General features: G+C 69.7%; 20 protein-coding genes. 13 read left to right on the forward strand and 7 right to left on the reverse strand.

What is annotated here, in order from left to right:
- Positions 1 to 344: 344 nt before the first annotated feature.
- The gene (locus tag Q0Q47_RS28570) at positions 345 to 1,427 is read right to left on the reverse strand and encodes a tartrate dehydrogenase (protein WP_293868152.1); all 1,083 of its coding nucleotides are present in this window, start codon (positions 1,425 to 1,427) and stop codon (positions 345 to 347) included.
- A gap of 37 nt (positions 1,428 to 1,464) precedes the next feature.
- Positions 1,465 to 2,454: a tripartite tricarboxylate transporter substrate-binding protein gene (locus tag Q0Q47_RS28575; protein ID WP_293868154.1), complete on the reverse strand. Its 990-nt coding sequence runs from the start codon at positions 2,452 to 2,454 to the stop codon at positions 1,465 to 1,467.
- Between the two features lie 133 nt (positions 2,455 to 2,587).
- Between Q0Q47_RS28575 and Q0Q47_RS28580 the strand changes: the two genes are divergently transcribed.
- A complete protein-coding gene (locus Q0Q47_RS28580; RefSeq protein ID WP_293868156.1) occupies positions 2,588 to 3,502 on the forward strand; it encodes a LysR family transcriptional regulator in 915 nt (304 codons plus the stop codon).
- Between the two features lie 91 nt (positions 3,503 to 3,593).
- Positions 3,594 to 4,739 carry an arabinose transporter gene (locus Q0Q47_RS28585; protein ID WP_293868158.1) on the forward strand — a complete coding sequence of 382 codons (1,146 nt, stop codon included), beginning with the start codon at positions 3,594 to 3,596 and terminating at the stop codon, positions 4,737 to 4,739.
- Positions 4,740 to 4,751: 12 nt separating this feature from the next.
- Here Q0Q47_RS28585 and Q0Q47_RS28590 read toward each other — a convergent pair whose 3' ends face one another.
- On the reverse strand, positions 4,752 to 5,540 hold the full coding sequence (locus Q0Q47_RS28590; RefSeq protein WP_293868160.1) for an enoyl-CoA hydratase-related protein: 789 nt from the start codon (positions 5,538 to 5,540) through the stop codon (positions 4,752 to 4,754).
- A gap of 170 nt (positions 5,541 to 5,710) precedes the next feature.
- On the opposite strand from Q0Q47_RS28590, the gene Q0Q47_RS28595 reads away from it, so the two are divergent.
- The 11 genes from Q0Q47_RS28595 to Q0Q47_RS28645 all read left to right on the forward strand — a co-directional run bounded on the left by Q0Q47_RS28595 (position 5,711) and on the right by Q0Q47_RS28645 (position 14,932).
- On the forward strand, positions 5,711 to 6,715 hold the full coding sequence (locus tag Q0Q47_RS28595; RefSeq protein ID WP_293868162.1) for a TRAP transporter substrate-binding protein: 1,005 nt from the start codon (positions 5,711 to 5,713) through the stop codon (positions 6,713 to 6,715).
- On the forward strand, positions 6,712 to 7,251 hold the full coding sequence (locus Q0Q47_RS28600; RefSeq protein WP_293868164.1) for a TRAP transporter small permease: 540 nt from the start codon (positions 6,712 to 6,714) through the stop codon (positions 7,249 to 7,251). The genes Q0Q47_RS28595 and Q0Q47_RS28600 overlap by 4 nt, the downstream gene beginning before the upstream one ends.
- A gap of 3 nt (positions 7,252 to 7,254) precedes the next feature.
- Complete coding sequence (locus Q0Q47_RS28605; RefSeq protein ID WP_293868166.1) at positions 7,255 to 8,538, forward strand: TRAP transporter large permease; 1,284 nt, start codon at positions 7,255 to 7,257, stop codon at positions 8,536 to 8,538.
- Complete coding sequence (locus Q0Q47_RS28610; RefSeq protein ID WP_293868168.1) at positions 8,535 to 8,903, forward strand: cupin domain-containing protein; 369 nt, start codon at positions 8,535 to 8,537, stop codon at positions 8,901 to 8,903. Before Q0Q47_RS28605 ends, Q0Q47_RS28610 begins: the two co-directional genes overlap by 4 nt.
- Positions 8,904 to 8,905: 2 nt before the next feature.
- Entirely contained in the window at positions 8,906 to 9,850 is a 945-nt protein-coding gene (locus Q0Q47_RS28615) for an NAD(P)-dependent oxidoreductase (protein WP_293868170.1), read from the forward strand.
- A complete protein-coding gene (locus Q0Q47_RS28620) occupies positions 9,847 to 10,563 on the forward strand; it encodes a GntR family transcriptional regulator (protein ID WP_293868172.1) in 717 nt (238 codons plus the stop codon). Before Q0Q47_RS28615 ends, Q0Q47_RS28620 begins: the two co-directional genes overlap by 4 nt.
- Complete coding sequence (locus Q0Q47_RS28625; protein ID WP_293868174.1) at positions 10,560 to 11,309, forward strand: SDR family NAD(P)-dependent oxidoreductase; 750 nt, start codon at positions 10,560 to 10,562, stop codon at positions 11,307 to 11,309. The genes Q0Q47_RS28620 and Q0Q47_RS28625 overlap by 4 nt, the downstream gene beginning before the upstream one ends.
- Before the next feature lie 133 nt (positions 11,310 to 11,442).
- Complete coding sequence (locus Q0Q47_RS28630; RefSeq protein WP_293868176.1) at positions 11,443 to 12,441, forward strand: ABC transporter substrate-binding protein; 999 nt, start codon at positions 11,443 to 11,445, stop codon at positions 12,439 to 12,441.
- 68 nt (positions 12,442 to 12,509) lie between these two features.
- Positions 12,510 to 12,890 (forward strand): hypothetical protein, encoded by a 381-nt coding sequence (locus Q0Q47_RS28635; protein WP_293868178.1) that lies wholly within the window; start codon positions 12,510 to 12,512, stop codon positions 12,888 to 12,890.
- A gap of 319 nt (positions 12,891 to 13,209) precedes the next feature.
- On the forward strand, positions 13,210 to 13,527 hold the full coding sequence (locus Q0Q47_RS28640; RefSeq protein WP_293868180.1) for a hypothetical protein: 318 nt from the start codon (positions 13,210 to 13,212) through the stop codon (positions 13,525 to 13,527).
- Positions 13,528 to 13,669: 142 nt separating this feature from the next.
- Positions 13,670 to 14,932 (forward strand): hypothetical protein, encoded by a 1,263-nt coding sequence (locus tag Q0Q47_RS28645; protein ID WP_293868182.1) that lies wholly within the window; start codon positions 13,670 to 13,672, stop codon positions 14,930 to 14,932.
- A gap of 35 nt (positions 14,933 to 14,967) precedes the next feature.
- On the opposite strand, the gene Q0Q47_RS28650 is transcribed toward Q0Q47_RS28645, so the two are convergent.
- From Q0Q47_RS28650 to Q0Q47_RS28665, 4 genes are all read right to left on the reverse strand, one after another.
- Positions 14,968 to 16,587 carry an AMP-binding protein gene (locus Q0Q47_RS28650; protein WP_293868184.1) on the reverse strand — a complete coding sequence of 540 codons (1,620 nt, stop codon included), beginning with the start codon at positions 16,585 to 16,587 and terminating at the stop codon, positions 14,968 to 14,970.
- 113 nt (positions 16,588 to 16,700) lie between these two features.
- On the reverse strand, positions 16,701 to 17,741 hold the full coding sequence (locus Q0Q47_RS28655; protein ID WP_293868186.1) for an ATP-dependent DNA ligase: 1,041 nt from the start codon (positions 17,739 to 17,741) through the stop codon (positions 16,701 to 16,703).
- Between the two features lie 25 nt (positions 17,742 to 17,766).
- A complete protein-coding gene (locus Q0Q47_RS28660; protein ID WP_293868188.1) occupies positions 17,767 to 18,822 on the reverse strand; it encodes a patatin-like phospholipase family protein in 1,056 nt (351 codons plus the stop codon).
- An 8-nt stretch (positions 18,823 to 18,830) separates the two neighbouring features.
- Positions 18,831 to 19,595: a ZIP family metal transporter gene (locus tag Q0Q47_RS28665; RefSeq protein ID WP_367278323.1), complete on the reverse strand. Its 765-nt coding sequence runs from the start codon at positions 19,593 to 19,595 to the stop codon at positions 18,831 to 18,833.
- Between the last annotated feature and the right edge of the window lie 19 nt (positions 19,596 to 19,614).

Genomic DNA, 19,614 nt, shown 5'->3' on the forward strand with positions numbered 1-19,614 from the left:
GCCCAAATCACGTCGTCAGTGAATCAGAACCGTCCCGCTCGTGCAAAGGTCTCCATGCTGAGGCCTCGTGATCCTTTCGGAGGTCCAGCGAGCACCTCCCTCTCAACGTCATGGCCGGGCTTGGCCCGGCCACCCACGACTGACGCGTGGCCCCGGCAAAGTCGTGGATGCCCGGGCCGAGCCCGGGCAGGACGGCGGAGAGGTGGTCGCGCGCTGGAGATGTCAGTTGCAACGCCGCACCGGCGATTGATTCACAAGCTCTCAGGATGAGGAGGTTTGGGGACCGGCCAAATCGCGATCGTGTTGGGGTCCCCAGCCTGAGAGAGAGGGTCGAGTGGCGCGCGCTATCCCAGCGCGTTGGCGCCCGACAGCGCCCCGATGACCGCCCTCGTGACCTCCGCCGTGCGGGCCGAGCCGCCGAGGTCGGGCGTGTGGAAGGTCTTGTCCGCCGTCACCCGCTCGATCGCCTGCATGAGGCGTGCGGCGGCGGCGGGCTGCCCGAGGTGGTCCAGCATCATGACGATGGACCAGAAGGTGCCGATCGGGTTGGCGATGCCCTTGCCCATGATGTCGAAGGCCGAGCCGTGGATGGGCTCGAACATGGACGGGAATTGGCCCTCGGGATTGAGGTTGGCCGTGGGCGCGATGCCGAGCGAGCCCGCGAGGGCCGCCGCGAGATCGGACAGGATGTCGGCGTGCAGGTTCGTCGCGACGATCGTGTCGATCGAGCCTGGCTTGATCACCATGCGCATGGTCATGGCGTCGACGAGCATCTTGTCCCAGGTGACGTCGGGGAACTCGCGCGCCACCTCGGCCGCGATCTCGTCCCACAGCACCATGCCATGGCGCTGGGCGTTGGACTTGGTGACCACCGTCAGGAGCTTGCGCGGGCGGGAGCGCGCCAGCGCGAAGGCGAAGCGCATGATGCGCTCGACGCCGGCGCGGGTGAACATCGTCACGTCGGTTGCGGCCTCCAGCGGCGAGCCCTGGTGCACCCGCCCGCCCACGCCCGCATACTCGCCCTCGGAGTTCTCGCGCACGATCACCCAGTCGAGCTCCGGGCCGTTCACATGGCGCAAGGGCGGCACGATGCCGGGCAGGATGCGCGTCGGCCGCACGTTGGCGTACTGGTCGAAGGGCTGGCAGATTGCGAGCCGCAGGCCCCACAGCGTGACGTGGTCCGGAATCTCCGGATGTCCGGCCGAGCCGAACAGGATGGCGTCGTGCCGGCGGATCAGGTCGCGCCCGTTCTCCGGCATCATCCGGCCATGGGCCTTGTAGTACTCGCCGCCCCAGTCGAAATGATCGACCGCGACCGAGAAGCCGCCGTCCTGCGCGGCGACGGCCTGCAGGACCTCGACGCCCGCGGAAATCACCTCCGTGCCGATGCCGTCTCCGGGGATGGCCGCGATCCTGTAGGTCTTCATCGTCTGGTCCTCCGTTGCCTCCGGCGCAGGGCGAGGTTCACTCGCCCTTGACGCCGGCCTTCTTGATGGCCGTGTCCCAGCGCTGCACCTCGGCGCTGAGTTGCGCCCGCAAGGCGTCGGGCGTCGTCTGCGACGGCGGGACGGGCTCGGTGCCCAGGGCCGCGAAACGCTCGATGACCTTGGCGTCCTTGAGAGCCGTCTGCAACGCCGCGACGAGTTTGTCGGTGACCTCGCGAGGAAGCCCCTTGGGTGCCCACATGGCGTGCCAGGCCGTGACCTCGAAGCCCTTGATCGGCCCCGAGTCCAGCGTCGGCAGGTCGGGCAGCGACGACACGCGCTGCTTCGTCGTGACCGCATAGCCCCGGATCTTGCCGTCCTTGATCTGGTTGGTCGTGTTGGTCGTCTGGTCGCACATGAAGTCGAACTGGCCGCCGATCAGGTCGTTCATCGCGGGCCCGGTGCCACGATAGGCGATCCCGCGCAATTCCACGCCCAGCGTCTGGGACAGGATCAGCGTGCAAAGGTGCGACGCGGACCCGATCCCGGCATGGCCATAGGTGACGTTCGTGTTCTCCTTGCGAAGCCAGGCGATGAGTTCGGTCACGTCCTTCGCAGGCACGGCGGTCTTCGTCACGAGGGTCATGGGAACGTCGGTGATCCGGCCGATCTGGTCGAAGTCGGCGACGGGATCGTATTTCAGGCCTGCATAGAGGGCCGGCGCGGTGGCATGGGCCACGTGCCAGATGGCGATCGTGTAGCCGTCGGGCGCCGCGCGGGCGACCCGCCCCATGCCGATCGTGCCGCCGGCTCCCGAGACGTTCTCGATGACGACGGTCTGCCCGAGGGACTTGCCCATCGACTCGGCGATCAGCCTCGCCACGGTATCGGTGGGACCGCCGGCCGCCGTCGGCACGAGCAGCGTGATGGGCTTGGTCGGATAGGCGGTCTGGGCCGAGAGCGGCGAGACGGCGACGGCGGCGCACAGGGCCGTGGCCACGGACAGCAAGGCGCGGTGCAGCAAGCGCATGTGGTCCTCCCGATGGTCCTTGGGCTGCCCGGGTGCGGGAGCTTCGGTTTCGTGGAGTGTCACCGGCGTCGGCGGGAGTTACAATGTACGCGCGATTATATAATCAGGACATATAATTGCCGGGAACGAGACCATGGACCTGGACCAGTTGCGGTGCTTCCTGGCGGTGGCGGACGAACTGCATTTTGGACGAGCCGCCCAGCGCCTCGGCATCCTGCCTGCCACGCTTGGCAGGACGGTCCGGCTGCTGGAGGAGGGCCTCGGCGCGGCCCTTTTCACCCGCACCACCCGCAGTGTCGCTCTCACGCCCGACGGCGCGGCGTTGCGGGACGGAGCTCGCGCCCTGCTCGCGGCCGCCGAGGACCTGGAGCGGACGTTCCGCCAGCGTCGCCGGCCGAGTCCCCGCCCCTTGCGGCTGGGGACGATCGACACGGCATCCGCCGGGCTCGTGCCTTCTTTGCTCCAGGACCTGCGCCGACGGGAGCCCGACTTTGCCGTCCAGGTCGTCGAGGACAAGACCGTCCGGCTCCTGCCGCGGCTCCTGTCCGGTCGGCTCGACCTGGCATTCGTCAGACCGCCGGACACCATCGACAGGAGCATCGAGGTCATGCCGCTGTTCCACGAACGCGCCTGCCTGGCCGTTCCGGCCGGGCACCCTCTCGCGGCCCGCCGGCGGCTCGCGATCAAGGCGCTGGTGGATTGCCCGCTGATCGTGCCGGACCGCCGGTCTCGCCCGCACAGCCACGACCTCACCGCGAAGCTCTTCTCCCACGCCGGCCTCCGCCCGAGGATCGTGCAGGTCGCGGACGAGAAGCAGACCATCGTCAACCTCGTGGCGGCCGGGATCGGGCTCGCCATCGTCCCGCGCTGGGCCGCGCGCCTGGCCGGCGGCGACATCCGCTTCGTCCCCCTGTCCACCGGTCCCGCAGACCGGCTCGGCATCCTGCCGCTGGCGGCCGCATGGCTCCGCGGCACGCGCGATCCCGTCCGGGACGAGATACTCGCACTTCTGCGTTCGCGCCTGAGCCACTATGCAGCCGACGCGTGATGTCGCGGCCCAGCCCGTGGCATTGTCACCCGCCGTCGCCGAAACCAGAACCCCGGTCCCGATGCATCCTCCCCCGACCGCGCACGGTCCCATGCGCACCCTCGCACCGGTCATGGCCGTCATCACGGCGGCCTACGTGGCGCTCGGCCTGTCGATCCCGGTCATTCCCCTCTACGTCCACGAGGATCTCGGCTTTGGGCCCTTCGCCGTGGGCGTCGTCACCGGAACCCAGTTCGCCGCGGCGCTGCTGACGCGCGTTTGGGGCGGGGCCTATTGCGACGCGCACGGCGGCAAGCAGGGCATCGTCGTCGGCCTTGCCTGTGCCATCGCCTCCGGAGCCCTGAGCCTCGCGTCGGCCGCGACGGCGGGCATGCCGATGCTGTCCGTTGCGTTGTTGATGGCCGGACGCTTCCTGCAGGGCACGGCCGGGAGCTTCATCATCACGGGCGGCATGAACTGGGGCCTCGCGCTGCTGGAAGGCCCCCACGCGGGCAAGGTCATCGCCTGGATCGGCATGGCCATGTTCGCGTCGCTGGCGGTCGGCGCACCGTTCGGCACTGCGCTCTACGCCTCCGGGTCCTTTCTCGCCACCGCCATCGCATCGGTCATCGTGCCGATCGCGGCCCTCGCGATGGTGAGCATGCTCAGGGGCGGCAGGCCGGTGTCGACGGCGGCCTCGGGACGCGTGCGGGACGTGGCGGCGGCCGTCCTGGTGCCTGGGCTCGGATCGGCCCTGAGCAGTGTCGGCTACTCGTCGATCCTGGCCTTCGGCAGCCTGCTGTTCAGCGAGCGCGGATGGCAGCCGGTCTGGGTCGGCTTCAGCGCCTATGCGGGCGCGCTGATCCTCGCGCGCATCGTGTTCGGCCGCCTGCCGGACCGCTTCGGCGGCGCGCAGATGGCCTCGATCTCCCTCTTCGTGCTGGTCGCGGGCCTCGCCATCCTGGGTCTCGCCACCGACACGGTGACGGCCGTCTTCGGCGCCGCGCTCACCGGCGTCGGCTACTCCCTCGTCTACCCAGGCTTCGGCGCCGAAGTGGTCCGGTCGGTGCCGCCGGAACGTCGTGGCGTGGCGATGGGCCTCTACACCGCCTGCAACGACGTGGCGCAGGGGCTCACCACCCCGCTGCTCGGCTATCTCGCCGGCCAGACCTCGGTCTCGTTCGTCTTCGTCGTCAGTGCCGGCATCGCGCTCACCGCGCTGGGGCCGGGGCTTGCCCTCATGCGCCGGCGCACCTGAGGGACCGGCCGCTCAGCGCCCTTCGAACACCGGGGGGCGCTTGTTCATGAAGGCGTCCTTGCCCTCCGCGAAATCCCGCGTCCGCGCCGAGGCGAGGAAGGCCGCACGCTCCCGATCCAGTTGCTCGGGCAACGTGGTGCCGAGCGAGCCCAGGATGAGGGACTTCGCCCGCGCATAGGCCGCGGTCGGACCCGCGGCGAGGCGCCGCGCGAAGGCCAGCCCTTCGTCCAGCACCGTGTCGGCCGGGACCACACGGTTCAGCAGCCCGAGACGCAGGGCGTCCTCGGCGCCGAACACCTCCGACAGGAGCGCGATCTCGAGCGCCTTGCGCGTGCCGACGAGGCGCGGCAGCGACCACGTCGCGCCGCCGTCCGGCGTGGCCGCCAGCTTCGAATAGGCCAGCGTGAACTTCGTCGTCTCCGAGGCCACGGCGAAGTCGCAGGCGAGCGACAGGCTCAGCCCCGCCCCGGCCACGGCTCCATGCAGGATGCCGACGGTCGGCACGGCCAGGCGCGTCATCTGGTCGATCCCGGCATGCAGGCGGGTGATCAGGGTCTCGAGTCGCTCCAGGGCGGCTTCGTCCGAGCCGAAGGACGCCACGTCGCCCCCCGCGCAGAATCCCCGCCCCTCGCCGCGCAGCACGACGCAGCGCACCGTCTGATCCGCCGCGATCGCCTGCATCGCGGTGGCGAACCGTTCGGCCATCTCGACGTCGAAGGCGTTGATCACGGACGGTCGGTTCAGCACGAGCTGCACGAGGCCACCCTCCCGGATCACCTTCACGCTGTCAGTGTCTGGCATGGATCGTCCCCGCATTCGTTGTCGGCCTGTCGCAGCCCACATCATGGCGGCGTCTCCGCCCGAGCGGAAGAGCGCCGTTCCTCCCCAACGCCTGCGATCGGTGATCGCTTGTTGACACGGTCCGGTGCCTCTGAAAGGATTTGATCAAACATCAAATGGAGGGAGATACCATGGGTTCGGCAATCGACAGGCGGGCTTTCGGCCTGGGCCTCATCGGCGCGGCGGGATTGGCGGCAACCTCGGCGAAGGCCGCGACCGTCCTCAAGATCGGGCACGTTCTGGCGGCCAACCACCCCTTCCAGAAAGGCCTCGAGAAGGCAGGCGCGGAGCTGGAGAAGCGCACAGAGGGCCGCGTCCAGCTCCAGATCTTTCCGTCCTCGCAGCTCGGCTCCGAGCGCGACATGCACGTGGCGGTCCGCGGGGGCTCCGTCGACATGGTGCTGGCCTCACCCGGAGGCGCGAGCGTCCATCTCAAGGAGCTCGCCGTCATCGACGCGCCTTACCTGTTTCGCGACGACGCCCACTGGCGCGCGGTGGTGTACGGGCCGATCGGAAAGGCCTGGGAGGAGAAGATCGTCGAGGCCTCCGGCGTGCACATCGTCGGCTGGTTCCATCGCGGTACCCGCCACGTCATCTCGAAGAGCAAGCCTTTCAACACGCTCGCGGAGATGAAGGGGCAGAAGATCCGCGTCGCCGACTTCCCGCCGTTCCCACAGGTGTTCAAGGCGCTGGGCGCGGTGCCCACCCCGATCGCTTTCGCCGAAATGTACTCCGCGCTGCAGTCCGGCATCGTCGATGGGGCCGATACGCCCCTCGACACGATTCTGTCGATGAAGCTCTACGAGACGGCCAAGTACGCGAACCTGATCTCCTGGTCCTACGCGGCACCGGGCGTGATCGTGATGAGCGACCAGGCTTACAAGAGCCTCTCGCCGGCCGACCGGGACGCTCTTGTCGCCTCGCTGCGGATCGGCACCGACCTGATCGCGGAGACGTTCATCAGCGGGGACGAGGATGTGAAGAAGCAACTCGTCGCCAACGGCATGCAGCTCGTCGTCCCCACCGATCTCGACGCGTGGCGCAAGGCCGCAGCCGAGCAGGCCATCCCCGACCTGGCGAGGGCGTGGGGCGGCGATGTGCAGCTGTACACCAAGATCAGGGACTACAAGGCGTGACCGCCCCCACCGTGACCGCGGGCGCGGCTACGCTCCCGCGATCGCTCTTCACACAGGCCGCGGCCCTCATCGCCGCGGTCGAGGAATGGGGCGCGGCCGCGTGCCTCGTCGGGGTGGCGGTGCTCGTCAACTTCCAATTCATCGACCGCTTCTCGGGCGAGCCGTATGTCTGGACAGAGGAGGTGTCGCGCATTCTCATGATCTGGATGGCGTGCCTCGGCATGGCGGCCGTCACCCGGCGAGGCGTCCATATCGGTGTCGACGCGGTGCAGACCCGTCTGAAGGGAACGGTCCGGTCCGTCTACTTCCGGCTGATGGAGGGCATAACCTGTGTCGTGTTCGGCTTCGTCTGCGGGCAGGCGATCCTGCTGCTGCGAGGATCGCGCGGCGTGGAACTCGCCTCCACCGAATGGCCCATCGCGGTGATCATCTGGGCCATGGTGGTCGGCGCGGGCCTGAGTGCCGTCCACGCGCTGATGCGCTGCCTTGCCGGTCCGCCCGCCGCGCCGTCCGCCATTCTCATCCAGGATGCCTGATCCATGATCGCGTTCTACACGGCCGGCCTGGTCGGCCTCATCGTCGTTGGTGTTCCGATTGCGATCACCCTGATCGGGCTCGGCGTCATCGGCGTCTGGTGGGCCGGCATCCCGATCAACATCATCGCGCAGCGCATGGTATTCGGGCTGGACTCGTTCACGTTGCTGGCCATCCCTCTGTTCCTCCTGATGGGGAACCTGATGAACGCCACCGGCGTCACCGAGCGGATCTTCCGCTTCGCCTCGGCCATGGTTGGACATTGGCGGGCGGGCCTTGCCCACGTGAACGTCATCGCATCGGGCTTCTTCGCGGGCATGTCGGGGTCGGCCATCGCCGACGCCGCGGGGTTGGGCGCCGTGCAGATCCGCGCCATGAGGCAGCAGGGCTATCCCGCCGACTACGCCGCCGCGATCACGGCGGCATCGGCGACCATGGCACCGGTGATCCCGCCCAGCATCGCAGCCGTTCTGTATGCCTACATCGCCGACGTGTCGGTGGGGCGCATGTTCATGGCCGGCGTCATCCCGGGGCTGCTGATGGGCGGCGCGCTGATGGCCACCATTCACGTGATGGCACGCGGAAAGCCCTATCCCATTGCCCCCAAGGCGAGTGGCCCGGCGCGGCGCAAGGCCTTCCTCGACGCGCTGCCCGCGCTCGTCTGCCCGTTCTTCCTCATCGGCGGCATGTATTCCGGCTTCTTCACCCCCACCGAAGGATCGGCCTTCGGCGTGCTCTACGCGGTGCTGCTCGGCATGGTGTACAGGCGCGGCGTCAACATGGGCGTCGTCGCCGAAGCCTTGCGCGAGACCGTGATCACGACGGGCGCGGTGATGATCATCATCTCCGGCGCCCACGTCTTCGCCTGGATCCTCACGCAGCAGCGCGTGCCGCAGGAACTCACCCAGCTCGTCCTCTCGATGGGCCTGAACAAGTACACGTTCCTGCTGGTCATCAACGTCGTGCTGCTGATCCTGGGCATGCTGCTCGACACGACCGCGATCATGCTGCTGGTGACGCCGGTCATCGTTCCGGCCGTGAAGGCGCTGGAGATCGACCTCATCCACTTCGGCATGGTGATGATCGTGAACATGATGATCGGCCTGCTCACGCCGCCCGTCGGCATGGCCCTCTTCGTCGTCAGCAACCTGTCCGGCGAATCCGTCGAGAAGGTCGCGAAGGCTTCCCTGCCCTACGTCGTCTCGCTCACCGCCGTGCTGCTCCTGATCACCTACGCGCCCGCCCTGGTGCTGGCCTTGCCCGATCTCGTCTACGGAGCGGCCAAGTGAGCACCGCCGATCCGACCCGTCCCACCGGAGCCGTGCTGCACGGCGGAGCCCAGCGCCTGCCCGTGCGCGTCCACAATCCCTACGACGCGCCGGCGACGACGATCTCGCGCTATCTCGTGGCCCCCGGCGACAGGTGCACCCTTCACGTGCACACGGGGAAGACGGAGGCCTGGGTCATCACGCAGGGAACGGGAACGGCCACCGTCGGCGATGTCACGATTGCCGTCCGGGAGGGCGACATCGTTGTCACGCCACCGGGCCGCCCCCATGATCTCGTGAACCTCGGGCAGACCCCGCTCGTCTTCGTCAACGTCGTGCTGCCCACCCACGACGCCCCCATCACGACCCGCGAACTCGAGGTCTGACGGTGGCGGAGAGGGTGGTCATCACCGGCGGAGCGGGCTTCGTGGCCATCCACGCGGCCGAGGTGGCACTGTCGCGGGGCATCGCGGTCACGCTCGTCGACGTGCGCGATCCTCCCCCGGAACTGGCTCGCCTGGTCCCGGGGGCGACGATGGTCCGAGCCGACATCCGTGACGCGGAGCAGGTCGCGGGCGCGTGCCCGGCCGGGGTGCCGATCATACACTGCGCGGCCCTGGTCGGGCCTCAGGCCGGGAAGGCCGAGCCCTATCGCGCGTTGGAGATCAACGTCATGGGCACGGCCCGGCTGCTCGAGCGCGTGCGCGACGCCGGCGGACGGCTGGTCCATGTCTCCACTGCGACACTCTACGGACACCGGCCCGATCTCGCCGTGCTCAGCGAGGACGACCATCCGTCCCCGCTCGGCATCTACGATGCGAGCAAGCTGATGAGCGAGACGCTGTGCACGCAGTACAGGGCCACCTACGGGGTCCAGGCGACCTCGGTGCGCACGGGCTTCGTGTTCGGCTTCGGCTCGCGCATCGGTGAGTACTTCATCCCCCGCGTCCTCGCCGGGGAAGCGGTCCGAGAGCCGTGTGGGCGCGACCACCCGTGCGACTTCACCTGCGTCGAAGATCTCGCCGAGGGCCTCGTCGCGGCGGCTTGCGCGCAGGACTTGCCCGAGCCGGTCTACAACGTCACCGGCGGGCGGCTGCACACGCGCGGGGATTTCGCCGAGGCGGTGCGCCGCGCCTTGCCCCAGGCGAACATCGAGCAGGGACCGGGGGTGGATCCGGCCCGGCACCTGCGCGGCGCCTGCGACATCGGGCGAGCCCGCCGGGATCTCGGCTATCGTCCTCGCCAGTCGCTTGACAGCGGCATCGCCGGATGGATCAAGCGTGCCCGAGGCGCCGTCCCGGCGCCGATGCCGGCGGGAGGCGCTGCGTCATGACAATTCCATCGAGCAGCGCGCCGCGCGTGGCTTCGCTGGTCCATCGCACGAAATCCGATCTTGCCTATGCCTACATCAGGGAGCGGATCTTCACCGGCGAACTGGCTCCTGGCCAGAAGCTGACACTGGCCCTTCTGGCCGAGCTCACCGGCATGTCGCACATGCCGATCCGCGAGGCGACGTTGCGGCTGGAGGGAGAGGGCCTCATCCACTCCACGCCGCACAAGGAAATGCGGGTCGCACCCCTGTCCCGGCACGATGCGCAGGAGGTGTTCCAGATCCGCGGAGCGCTGGAAGGCCTGTCCGCGTCCCTGGCCTGCGCCCGCACCGACGCGGCGCTGCTCGACCGGCTGCGCGCCACGAACGGCGAGTTCGCGGCAGCGCAGCGCGTCGCGGACCACTGGGAAATGGGCGAGGCCAACTGGCGCTTCCACCGCCTGATCCTGGACGCGGCCGGCAGTGGCCAGCTGGCGAACCTGCTGGAGGGGGTCTGGGCCAAGTGCCGCCGCTTCAGGCTGGGCTATCGGCTCATCCCGGGCCGCGCCGCCGCCACCGTCAAGGAACACGATGCCGTCATCGCGGCGTTCGAGCGGGGTGACGAGGATGCGGCGCGGACCTCGATGGCCGACCATGTGGCGCGGGCATCGCATGACCTGCTGTCCATGCTGGCCGCCGACGAGGAGGCCGAGGCTGCGGCAGGAGCAAACCCATGAGCGCGACGGCCGCGCACACCCCTCCGGTGGTGGTCACCGGCGCTGCCGGGGACATCGGCCAGGCGGTGGTGCGGCGCCTGCAGGCGGATGGCCGGCAGGTCATCGGCTCGGACCTTTGTCCCCGTCCGGCGGCCCTCGGCGACCTGACGTGGCACCGCACGGACCTTGCCGGGGCTGAAGGCTGGGCAGCGCTCGCCGATGCCATCGAAGGGCCGTTGTCGGGCTTCGTCCACGTGGCCGGAATCGTCCTGACCCAATCGATCGACGAGATCACCGAAGCCGACTGGGATCGATGCTTCGCGGTGCACGTCAAAGCGCCGTTCTTCATGACGCGCGCCCTGTCGGGGCGGCTCGAGGCAGGGGCCTCCGTCGTCCTCGTGGGCACTGTGGCCGCACGCCGGGCGTCGCCGGAGAATCTCGTCTACGGCGCAACCAAAGCGGCGCTGGCCAGCATGGCCGCGAGCCTGTCCGTCTCCTTCGCCACGCGCGGCGTGCGGATCAACGTCGTCGCTCCAGGCCTCATCGACACGCAGCTGACCCACGCGACCACCCAGAAGCTGAGCGCCCTGCGCGGAACGACACCCGAGGCCACCGCGAAGGCCCGCGTCGCGGGAATTCCGATGGGTCGTGCGGGGGAGCCGGACGAAGTCGCCGGCGCGGTCGCCTGGCTCCTGTCGCGCGACTCGAGCTACGTGACGGGCACCACCATCATGGTCGGGGGCGGACTTCTGGCGGGAAGCGTCTAGGCGCATCGGGCAACGTTTTCGAACGACCGGTGATCGCATATGCTGCGCAACGGCAGCGTTCGAGCCAGTGTCGTCACCAGAGATTTCCGTGTCCGCTCGCGATCGATCAACTCTTCCGAAGGCTGGTGCTGGAATGCCCACCCGACGGAAGATCCTCGCCTGGTCGGCGGGCGTCGGGGGACTTCTCGGCGGCGTTTCGTCGGGCGCCTTCGCCCAATCGCCTTTTCGGCGCATCGGCGTCATCGTCGGCACGTCCGAGCGGGATGCGGAAACCGTGGCGCGGATCGAGGCGCTGCGCCGCAGCCTGCAGGCCTATGGCTGGGTCGACGGCGAGACCGCCACGATCGACTACCGCTATGCCAACGGCAATGCCGACGCGCTGCGCCGCAACGCCGAGGCGCTGGTCGCCTCGCAGCCGGACGTGATCGTCGCCAGCGGCACCTTCGTCATCGTCGAGCTCAAGCGGCTGACCACGACCATCCCCGTGATCGCCGCGCTGGTCATCGACCCCGTGGGTTTCGGCTTCGCCGAGAGCCTGTCGCGACCGGGCACCAACATCACGGGCTTCAACTTCATCAACCCCGGGCTGGTGGGCAAGTGGAAGGGCCTGCTCAGCGAAGCGGCTCCCGGAACGCGACGGTCGGCGGTTCTCTACAACCCCAGGATACAGCCCTATTATCCGGCCATGCTGGCCTCCTTCACGGCCGCGATCCCCTCGTCCCCCGTCGAGCTGATCCCCACCCCGGTGGAGACGACGGAGGCGATCCGCGCCGCCCTGGTGTCCCAGGCGGCCACGCCGGGCGGCAGTCTGATGATCGGGCCGGAGGCCTTCGTGTTCAGCCACATGCGCCAGGTCGCGGACTGGGCCGTGGAGCTGAAGCTCCCGGGCATCTCGGTCTACCGGCAATACGCCCAGTTCGGCGGCCTCATCTCCTATGGCCCCGACGTGATCGACATCTTCCGCCGCACGGCCGACTACGTCGACCGCGTCCTGCGCGGCGCCAACCCGGCCGAACTGCCGATCCAGCAGCCCGTCGCCTTCGAGTGCCTCCTGAACCTCAAGACCGCCGGTGCCCTGCGGCTCGACTGGCCGGCGACGTTCCTCGCCCAGGCCGACGAGGTGATCGAGTAGGCGCTCCGGGAACCAAACGCCGCCTGTCCCATTTCCCGTGGCGTGGCCAACCGCGTGGGAGGACAGGCATGCCGATGGGGACGACGAACGACGGTACACCGGCCGCTGCGGCGCCCCTGCGCTTGCTGCTGGCCTGCGTCGGGCTGGCCCTCGTCTCGCCTGCCTTCGCCGCGAACTGCCAGGATGAGATCGCGGCGCTGGACGTGCGGCTGAAGACGGTGTCCCAGGCGCGCGAAGGAGCCGCCCCCGCGACCGCCCCGCGAAGCGTGCCCACCCCCTCCCCCGCCGATACCGATGCCGCGGGCGAGGCCGTCCAGCCGGTCGCCCCGCGCGACGGCGTCGTCCAGGCGAAGGCTCTTCTCAACCGTGCCCACACCTTGGCGCAGCGGCGGGACGAGACCGCGTGCCTCGCCTCGATCAGCCTCGCCCGCAAGCAGCTCGACGAGTAGCTCTCGAAGTTCTTGCGTTGGGTCATCCGGGTCTGGGCTGAGAGCGGTGACTGGGACCCTGCAAGGATGCGGACATTCCCTCGTGTCGGCCGCCTCTGATCCCGCTGCCGGGCAAGCGCCCTTGCCCTGCCTGTGAGTTGGCATCCGTGAAAGGGTGTGAGCAGTCGGCACACCCCAAAGCTTGAGGTGAACTGGTCGATAACCTTCGGGGCGAATACCTTACAATTCCGCAAGAAATCGCCGTACTCCGCAATCCGGAAGTAACCGCCACCCCGCGAGTGTCGGGACGCCAAGTCTTCTCGGGTTCCACGGGGTTTGTATGCGCGCCCTTCTCCTCGCCTCCGCCGCCCTCGTTTGCCTCGCCGTCCCTGCGTCAGCCGCATCGCGGCCGGACTGCGGCAAGACGATCAAGATGCACGGAGTCCTCTCGCGGGCCCAATTCCAGTGCGGCTTCAGCCGCTACTCCGAGGCCATGATGGACGAGGCTCGCTCCTGCTCGCGCCAGGTCGGCGACAAGGCGGTCAAGTCCAACCTCAAGTCAGGGATGACGCTGTTCGACCAGCGCGAGAGCGAGTGGGGCCACGACGTGGTCTGCTCCAAGATCCTCGCGGATTTCCCGAAGATCATCGCCCGCTGACCTTGACCAGGAGACCGTCATGCGCCGCCTCTTGGCCCCCGCCCTCCTCGTCACTCTCGCCTGGGAGCCGGCATTCGCCGGCATCCGGCGACACCTTCGACCTGGAGCGCTGCGCCGGACGAACCGGTCTCCAGGAGGGCCGATGAAGATCTCCGTGTGCGCGTTGGGCGCGTCCGTTCTCGTCGCGATGATCTCGCCTGCGGCGGCGGACTGCAGCGTCGGCAAGCCTGGTCCGGGAGCCGAGGTCGGCGGCCACCGATACGTGATTTCTGAAACTCGCCTGAGCCCGACTGGCGAAGTCGATGCGGCGATCGCGCTGCTCTATGGCCCGGACGCGAAAATGGCGGTGTGGCAGGATTTGAAGGCGGACCTTCCGGACCGCGATGCGATGGTGCGCTTCTTCAACGAGGTCGGCATCCGGAGCCAGGGCTCGGACCATTCCTGCGACAACTACTTCGTGCAAGTGAACGGTGCCCAGCCGCCTGCCGGGATGCGGTTCTTCATCGCCCGTCACGATGGCGCTGTCCCGCCGAACTGGGCGCTTCTCGACAGCATCGGCAACAAGACCCTGAACCTCGGACGCTGGAACTATCCCGCGCAGGTCCTCATCCAGATGCCCGGCAAGTCCGCTCCGGCACCGTCCGTCGCCGCCCAGCCCGCGCCGACCCCGCAACCGGTGCAGGCGGCGGAGGCTCCTCAGGCGCAATCGCCGGATCTGTCCTGGCCCGTTGGATCGTGGGGATCGCCGGGGGCCTGCGCCCGCTCGCGGACGGACAGCTCGCAGTATCCGAACGTCTTCAACGTGACGACCGACGCCGTCGTCGACGTCACGGCAAAATCGATCCACTGGTTCATGCCCGAGGACCTCGAGGGGGGCGCCCCGTGCAGCATCAGGAAATCCACGCCCAAGGGGCCGGGAGAATGGAGCGTAGTCCTGTCCTGCACCGCCGAGGAGAGCCGCTTCACGCAGAATGCGGTCATCCGACGGATGGGGCCCGATCGGCTGGTCATCACCACCAAGGATTCCGGGGCGGTCTCGCGCGGCCGGTGCGGAACGGTGCAGCCCGCGGCGGCATCGGCGCCTGCGGCACTCAACGAGCCGCCTCCGAACCGCATGGGCGCATGCTCGACCACGACGATCAAGGCGATCTCCACGCGGCTTCAAGACACGCCCGGAAGCGGCAGCGCCGTGGCGTACGCCAACGGCGCGTTCCAGGTCGGCTACGAGGATCTGCCTGCCGTCCGCCGTTCGCGTCCCGGCGATCCGGTGAAGCTGTGCGTCGTGGAGGTGGACACCACCTGCAAGAAGGGCGATCCCAGGGCCTTCATCTTCGCGGCGACCAACCTCCGCACCGGCGGGCGCTGGAAGCTCGGGCCGTCATCGCACGTCTGCAGCGGGGCCTAGTCCGACAAACGGCGACGACCCGCCGACCGCTCAGCTCAGCTCCGCACCGCCTCGCGCAGGGCGGCGTGCCTGATCTTGCCGGTGAGCGTCTTGGGAAGCTCCGGCACGAAACGCACCGAACGGGGGTACTTGTAGGGCGCGATCCGCGCCTTCACGAAGTCCTGCAGGACCTTGACGAGTTCGTCGCCGCCCCGCTCCCCCTCGGCCAGCACCACGAAGGCCTGGACGATCTGCCCGCGCTCGGGATCGGGCGCGCCGATCACGGCACACTCGCGCACGGCCGCGTGGGCCAGCAGCGCCGCCTCCACCTCCGGACCCGCGATGTTGTAGCCCGCCGACACGATCATGTCGTCGTTGCGGGCGACGAAGCGGAAATAGCCCTGCTCGTCCTGGAGGAAGGCATCGCCCGTGATGTTCCACCCGTCGCGCACGTAGTCGCCTTGCCGGGGATCGTCGAGGTAGCGGCACCCCGTCGGGCCCCGCACCGCCAGGCGCCCCACGGTCCCGCGCGGCACCTCGCGCATGGCATCGTCCACGATGCGCGCCTCGTAGCCGCGCACCGGCCGTCCGGTGCGGCCGGGACCGTTGTCGTCGATGCGATTGGCGATGAAGGCGTGCAGCATCTCCGTCGAGCCGATGCACTCGAGAATCGGCACGCCGGTACGCCGCGTCCAGGCCTCGTGGATCGGCGCCGGCAGGGTCTCCCCCGACGCGACGGCGACGCGCAGGCTGGCGAAGGGCTCAGCGTCCTGCGCGCCCGCCAGCATGGCGCGATAGGCCGTGGGCGCGGTGAAGCAGACCGTCGCCCGCAACTCCGGGATCAGGCGCAGGAGATGGGGCGGCGTCACCGTCTCGAAGAGGCCGGCCGCCGCTCCGAAGCGAAGCGGAAACACCGCGAGACCGCCGAGCCCGAAGGTGAAGGCGAGCGGCGGGGAGCCGACGAACACGTCGTCGGAGCGCACCTGCAGGATGTCGGCCGCGAAGTGGTCGGCGATCGCGAGAATGTCGCGGTGGAAATGCATGGTCGCCTTCGGCACGCCCGTGGTGCCGGACGTGAAGCCGAGCAGGGCCACGTCGTCACGACCGGTGCGGACCGGATCGAACGCGGCCGGCCCGGCCAGCGCGAGCCGGTCGAGTTCCGCGTCGTGCCCCGCGCCGCCGTCGAAGCCCACGATCCTGCGCAGGAACGGGCTCTGCGTGGCCCGCATGTCCTCCATGAGCCGCGTGTCGCACAGGGCGAAGGCGATCTCGGCCTTGTCGACGATGGCCTTCAGCTCGCCCGCCCGCAGCATCGGCATCGTGTTCACGACGACCGCGCCGGCCTTCGTCGCCGCGAGCCAGCAGGCCACCATGGCCGGAGTGTTGGCGGAGCGAATGAGGACGCGATTGCCGGGGCGGACCCCGACATCCTCGACCAGGGCGCGCGCCAGTCGGTCCGTCCAGGAGGCCAGTTCCCGGTAGGTTCTCGACCGCCCGGCGCCGATCAGCGCCGTTCGGTCCCCGAAGCCGCGCTCGACCATGCGGTCGGTCAGCTCCACGGCGGCATTGACGAACTCCGGATAGGCATCCCCCGCGCCCGGCATCGCGGGCCATCGGTCGAGGGACGGCAGGCGGTCGCGGGCGAAACTGTCGACATGGGCCGTGGGCCCGAGCATGGCGGAACTCCAGCAGAGACATCGGCGGAACCGGCCGCGACGCGGTCGCAGGGTCCCGGTCACGTCCTAAACCGTCCCGCCGGCCTTGGGTAGCCGGTCCGCCGCACACCGGATCAGCGGTCGGTTCCCGTCACGGCCTCGATCACCGCGGGACGCCCATCCCGGCCCAGCTGCTCGAACGTGCATTGCCCGGGCGCCTTGTCAGGCCGCCAGCGCAGCAGGGCCGTGCCATGGCGGAACCTGTCGCCGGTCACCTGGTCGTAGCGAACCTCGACGACGAGCTCGGGCCGCAGCGGCTCCCACTGGGCGGATCTGTCCGTGCTCCAGCGGCTCGGCCCACCGGGCGCGCGGCCGGTGAAGCCCGGGGCTTCGGCCAGGGCCTCGAGCCGCCGGGTGAGATCCGGCTTGTTCTCCCGGGAGAGGCCCGACGTGAAGCCGACATGGTTGAGGAGCCCGTCGTCGTCATAGAGGCCCAGCAGCAGCGATCCCACCAGCCGCCCACCGCTTTCGCGCCGGAAGCCGCCGACCACGCAGTCGGCGGTGCGCTGCAGCTTCACCTTCACCATGGCGCGCTCGCCGCCGGCGTAGGGACCGTCCCGCCGCTTGGCCACGATGCCGTCGAGCGCTCCTCCCGAGCGGTCGAGCCAGCCCTCCGCCTCCGACCGTTCGAGCGACATCGGCGACAGCCTCAGCACCGCGCCCGGTCCCACGTCGGCGCAGAGCGTCTCCAGGACGTCCCGACGCTCCTCCAGGGGCCGATCGCGCAGGTCGGCCTTGCGGCCGCTCGCCAGGCAATCGAACGCGACGAACAGCGCGGGCGTCTCGCGCGCCAGCCGGTCGATCCGGCTCTGCGCCGGATGCAGCCGCATCTGCAGGGCGTCGAAGGACAGCGCCTCGCCGACCGGGATCACGAGCTCGCCGTCCAGGACGACGGGGCCGAGCGCGAGGGCGCGCAACGCGGCCACGACCTCCGGGAAGTAGCGCGTCAAAGGCTTGCCGGACTTGCCGATCAGGTCCACCGCCTCGCCGTCGAGGAAGGCGAGGCACCGAAACCCGTCCCACTTGGGCTCGAACTGCCAGCCCTCTCCCTCGGGAAGGCGCGCCGCGAGCTTCGCCTCCATGGCGGCCTGGTCCTTGGCGATCGCGATGGTCATCCGGCATGCTCCCGCTTGCTCGAGCTCACGGACAGACCTCCACCCGGAAGGTCTCGGACGGTCGGCTCTCCAGGCGTTCCAGCGCGCGCATGGCGGCGCTTTCTCCTGCGACCCAGCGCCGGGACAGCACGTCGGCCCGGTAGTCGAGGAGCCGGGCGACGCCGGGCTCCTCGCCCGGGACCACATACGGCACGATGGCGAGATGGACGGCCGCGGGCGGGTCGCCCTCCCCCGCCCGGGCCAGCCGTTCGCGCAGCCCGTGCGCCTCGCGCGCCGCGTCGATGACGGTCCATGTCTGCGTCGCGAAGGCGATGGCGGCGGCGCGGGACGCACCTTCCGAAAGGCTGGCGGGCCGTTCGCCGGGCCGCGGGAGCAGATCGACGACGATCGCCGGCAGACCGGAGCCCAGCACCTGCGCGACCGGAGTGTTCGCGGTGAGGCCGCCATCGCCCAGGAGCCGGCCCTGGCGCTCGACCGGCGCGAACAGGGGCGGCATGGCGCAGGACGCGGCCACGTCGGCGGGTCCCAGCGGCCCGGTGGCGGTGTCGAGCACCACCGCCTCGCCGGTCTCCAGGTCAGTCGCCGTGATGCAGGCGGACACGGGGCCGGCGTTCAGCCGGTCGAAGTCCACGAGGTCGAGGAGGCGCGCCTGCAGGGGAGCCAGCGACATGTGCCCCGCCGCCGGCTGCAGGAGCGACAGGGGAACGGGGCGCGGCCGGAACAGGCCTGCACGACCCAGCCCGAGGGTTTCGGCCGCGCTGAGGAAGCGTGCCCCGGCGTCGGCCATGGACCACGGGCCGCCGCCGAAGCCGGCGCCGGCGCCGGCGAAAAGGTCGGCCGATCCGAACCAGAGCTGCCACAGGCGCTCCGGCGCGGTCTCGACAGGACCGCCGAGCGCAACGGCGGCGTTCAGGGCGCCCGTGGAGCTCCCGACGATGCGGGACGGCCACCGGCCACGCCCGGCCAGGGCGGCGAGGACGCCGGCCTGGAAGGCGCCGAGCGCAAGTCCGCCGGAGAGGACGAGGGCGAAGGCCGACGCCTGCGGCGGCGTGCCGTCGGTGAGGGCCTGGTTCGGGTCCATGCGCGTCCTCAACCTCCGAGCTTCGACAGGACGAAGGCCGCGAGGAAGCCCGCGACGGTGATGAGGCCCGCATAGTCGTGGGTCGCCTCGAAAGCCTCCGGGATCATCGTGTCGGCCAGCATGGCCAGGATGGCTCCGGCGGCCACGGCGGTGGTCCCGGCGATCCATTCCGGCCCCGCGCCCGCCATGACCACGTTGCCGAACAGGGCGGCGACGCCCGACACGGCGGCGATGCCGCCCCACACGCCGAACACGTAGAGCGGTCCGCGCCCGGCCCGCTTCATGCCGGCGGCGCTCGAGAGACCCTCGGGCACGTTGGAGAGGAACACGGCCGCGACGGTGACGAGGCTCACGCCCTTTCCGGCGAGCAGCCCGACGCCGATCACGACGGACTCGGGGATGCCATCCAGCAACGCACCGACCGCGATCGCGAGCGAGGTGTCACCCGAGCCCGACTGCGCCTCGTCCGGTTCGTGGCCGGAGCGCTTGCGGTGGCCCGCGCCGCGGCGCGTCAGCCAGATGTTGGCGGCGGTGTAGACGGCCGCGCCAGCGATGAAGCCGATCGAGGTCGAGTCGAAGCCGCCCTGGCGATAGGCCTCGTCCATGAGATCGAAGGCGACGGCGGAGATGAGGACGCCGGAGCCGATCGCCATGACGGCGGCGATGATCCGTTGCGACAGGCTGGTCCACCACGCCACGGCCGCCCCGAGCAAGAGCGCGGAGCCCGCAAGCAACCCCCACAGCCCGGCCTGGGCCCAGAGAGGTATCGCCATCCACCCGGTACTCCCGCAC

It is taken from the genome of uncultured Alsobacter sp., from assembly GCF_945952055.1.
Lineage (GTDB): Bacteria > Pseudomonadota > Alphaproteobacteria > Rhizobiales > Beijerinckiaceae > Alsobacter.

Excerpts from the sequence above, each read along its gene's own strand:
- Q0Q47_RS28570 (WP_293868152.1), bottom strand. The coding sequence starts at position 1,427 with ATGAAGACCTACAGGATCGCGGCCATCCCCGGAGACGGCATCGGCACG.
- Q0Q47_RS28575 (WP_293868154.1), bottom strand. The coding sequence starts at position 2,454 with ATGCGCTTGCTGCACCGCGCCTTGCTGTCCGTGGCCACGGCCCTGTGC.
- Q0Q47_RS28580 (WP_293868156.1), top strand. The coding sequence starts at position 2,588 with ATGGACCTGGACCAGTTGCGGTGCTTCCTGGCGGTGGCGGACGAACTG.
- Q0Q47_RS28585 (WP_293868158.1), top strand. The coding sequence starts at position 3,594 with ATGCGCACCCTCGCACCGGTCATGGCCGTCATCACGGCGGCCTACGTG.
- Q0Q47_RS28590 (WP_293868160.1), bottom strand. The coding sequence starts at position 5,540 with ATGCCAGACACTGACAGCGTGAAGGTGATCCGGGAGGGTGGCCTCGTG.
- Q0Q47_RS28595 (WP_293868162.1), top strand. The coding sequence starts at position 5,711 with ATGGGTTCGGCAATCGACAGGCGGGCTTTCGGCCTGGGCCTCATCGGC.
- Q0Q47_RS28605 (WP_293868166.1), top strand. The coding sequence starts at position 7,255 with ATGATCGCGTTCTACACGGCCGGCCTGGTCGGCCTCATCGTCGTTGGT.
- Q0Q47_RS28620 (WP_293868172.1), top strand. The coding sequence starts at position 9,847 with ATGACAATTCCATCGAGCAGCGCGCCGCGCGTGGCTTCGCTGGTCCAT.
- Q0Q47_RS28625 (WP_293868174.1), top strand. The coding sequence starts at position 10,560 with ATGAGCGCGACGGCCGCGCACACCCCTCCGGTGGTGGTCACCGGCGCT.
- Q0Q47_RS28630 (WP_293868176.1), top strand. The coding sequence starts at position 11,443 with ATGCCCACCCGACGGAAGATCCTCGCCTGGTCGGCGGGCGTCGGGGGA.
- Q0Q47_RS28635 (WP_293868178.1), top strand. The coding sequence starts at position 12,510 with ATGCCGATGGGGACGACGAACGACGGTACACCGGCCGCTGCGGCGCCC.
- Q0Q47_RS28640 (WP_293868180.1), top strand. The coding sequence starts at position 13,210 with ATGCGCGCCCTTCTCCTCGCCTCCGCCGCCCTCGTTTGCCTCGCCGTC.
- Q0Q47_RS28645 (WP_293868182.1), top strand. The coding sequence starts at position 13,670 with ATGAAGATCTCCGTGTGCGCGTTGGGCGCGTCCGTTCTCGTCGCGATG.
- Q0Q47_RS28650 (WP_293868184.1), bottom strand. The coding sequence starts at position 16,587 with ATGCTCGGGCCCACGGCCCATGTCGACAGTTTCGCCCGCGACCGCCTG.
- Q0Q47_RS28655 (WP_293868186.1), bottom strand. The coding sequence starts at position 17,741 with ATGACCATCGCGATCGCCAAGGACCAGGCCGCCATGGAGGCGAAGCTC.
- Q0Q47_RS28660 (WP_293868188.1), bottom strand. The coding sequence starts at position 18,822 with ATGGACCCGAACCAGGCCCTCACCGACGGCACGCCGCCGCAGGCGTCG.
- Q0Q47_RS28665 (WP_367278323.1), bottom strand. The coding sequence starts at position 19,595 with ATGGCGATACCTCTCTGGGCCCAGGCCGGGCTGTGGGGGTTGCTTGCG.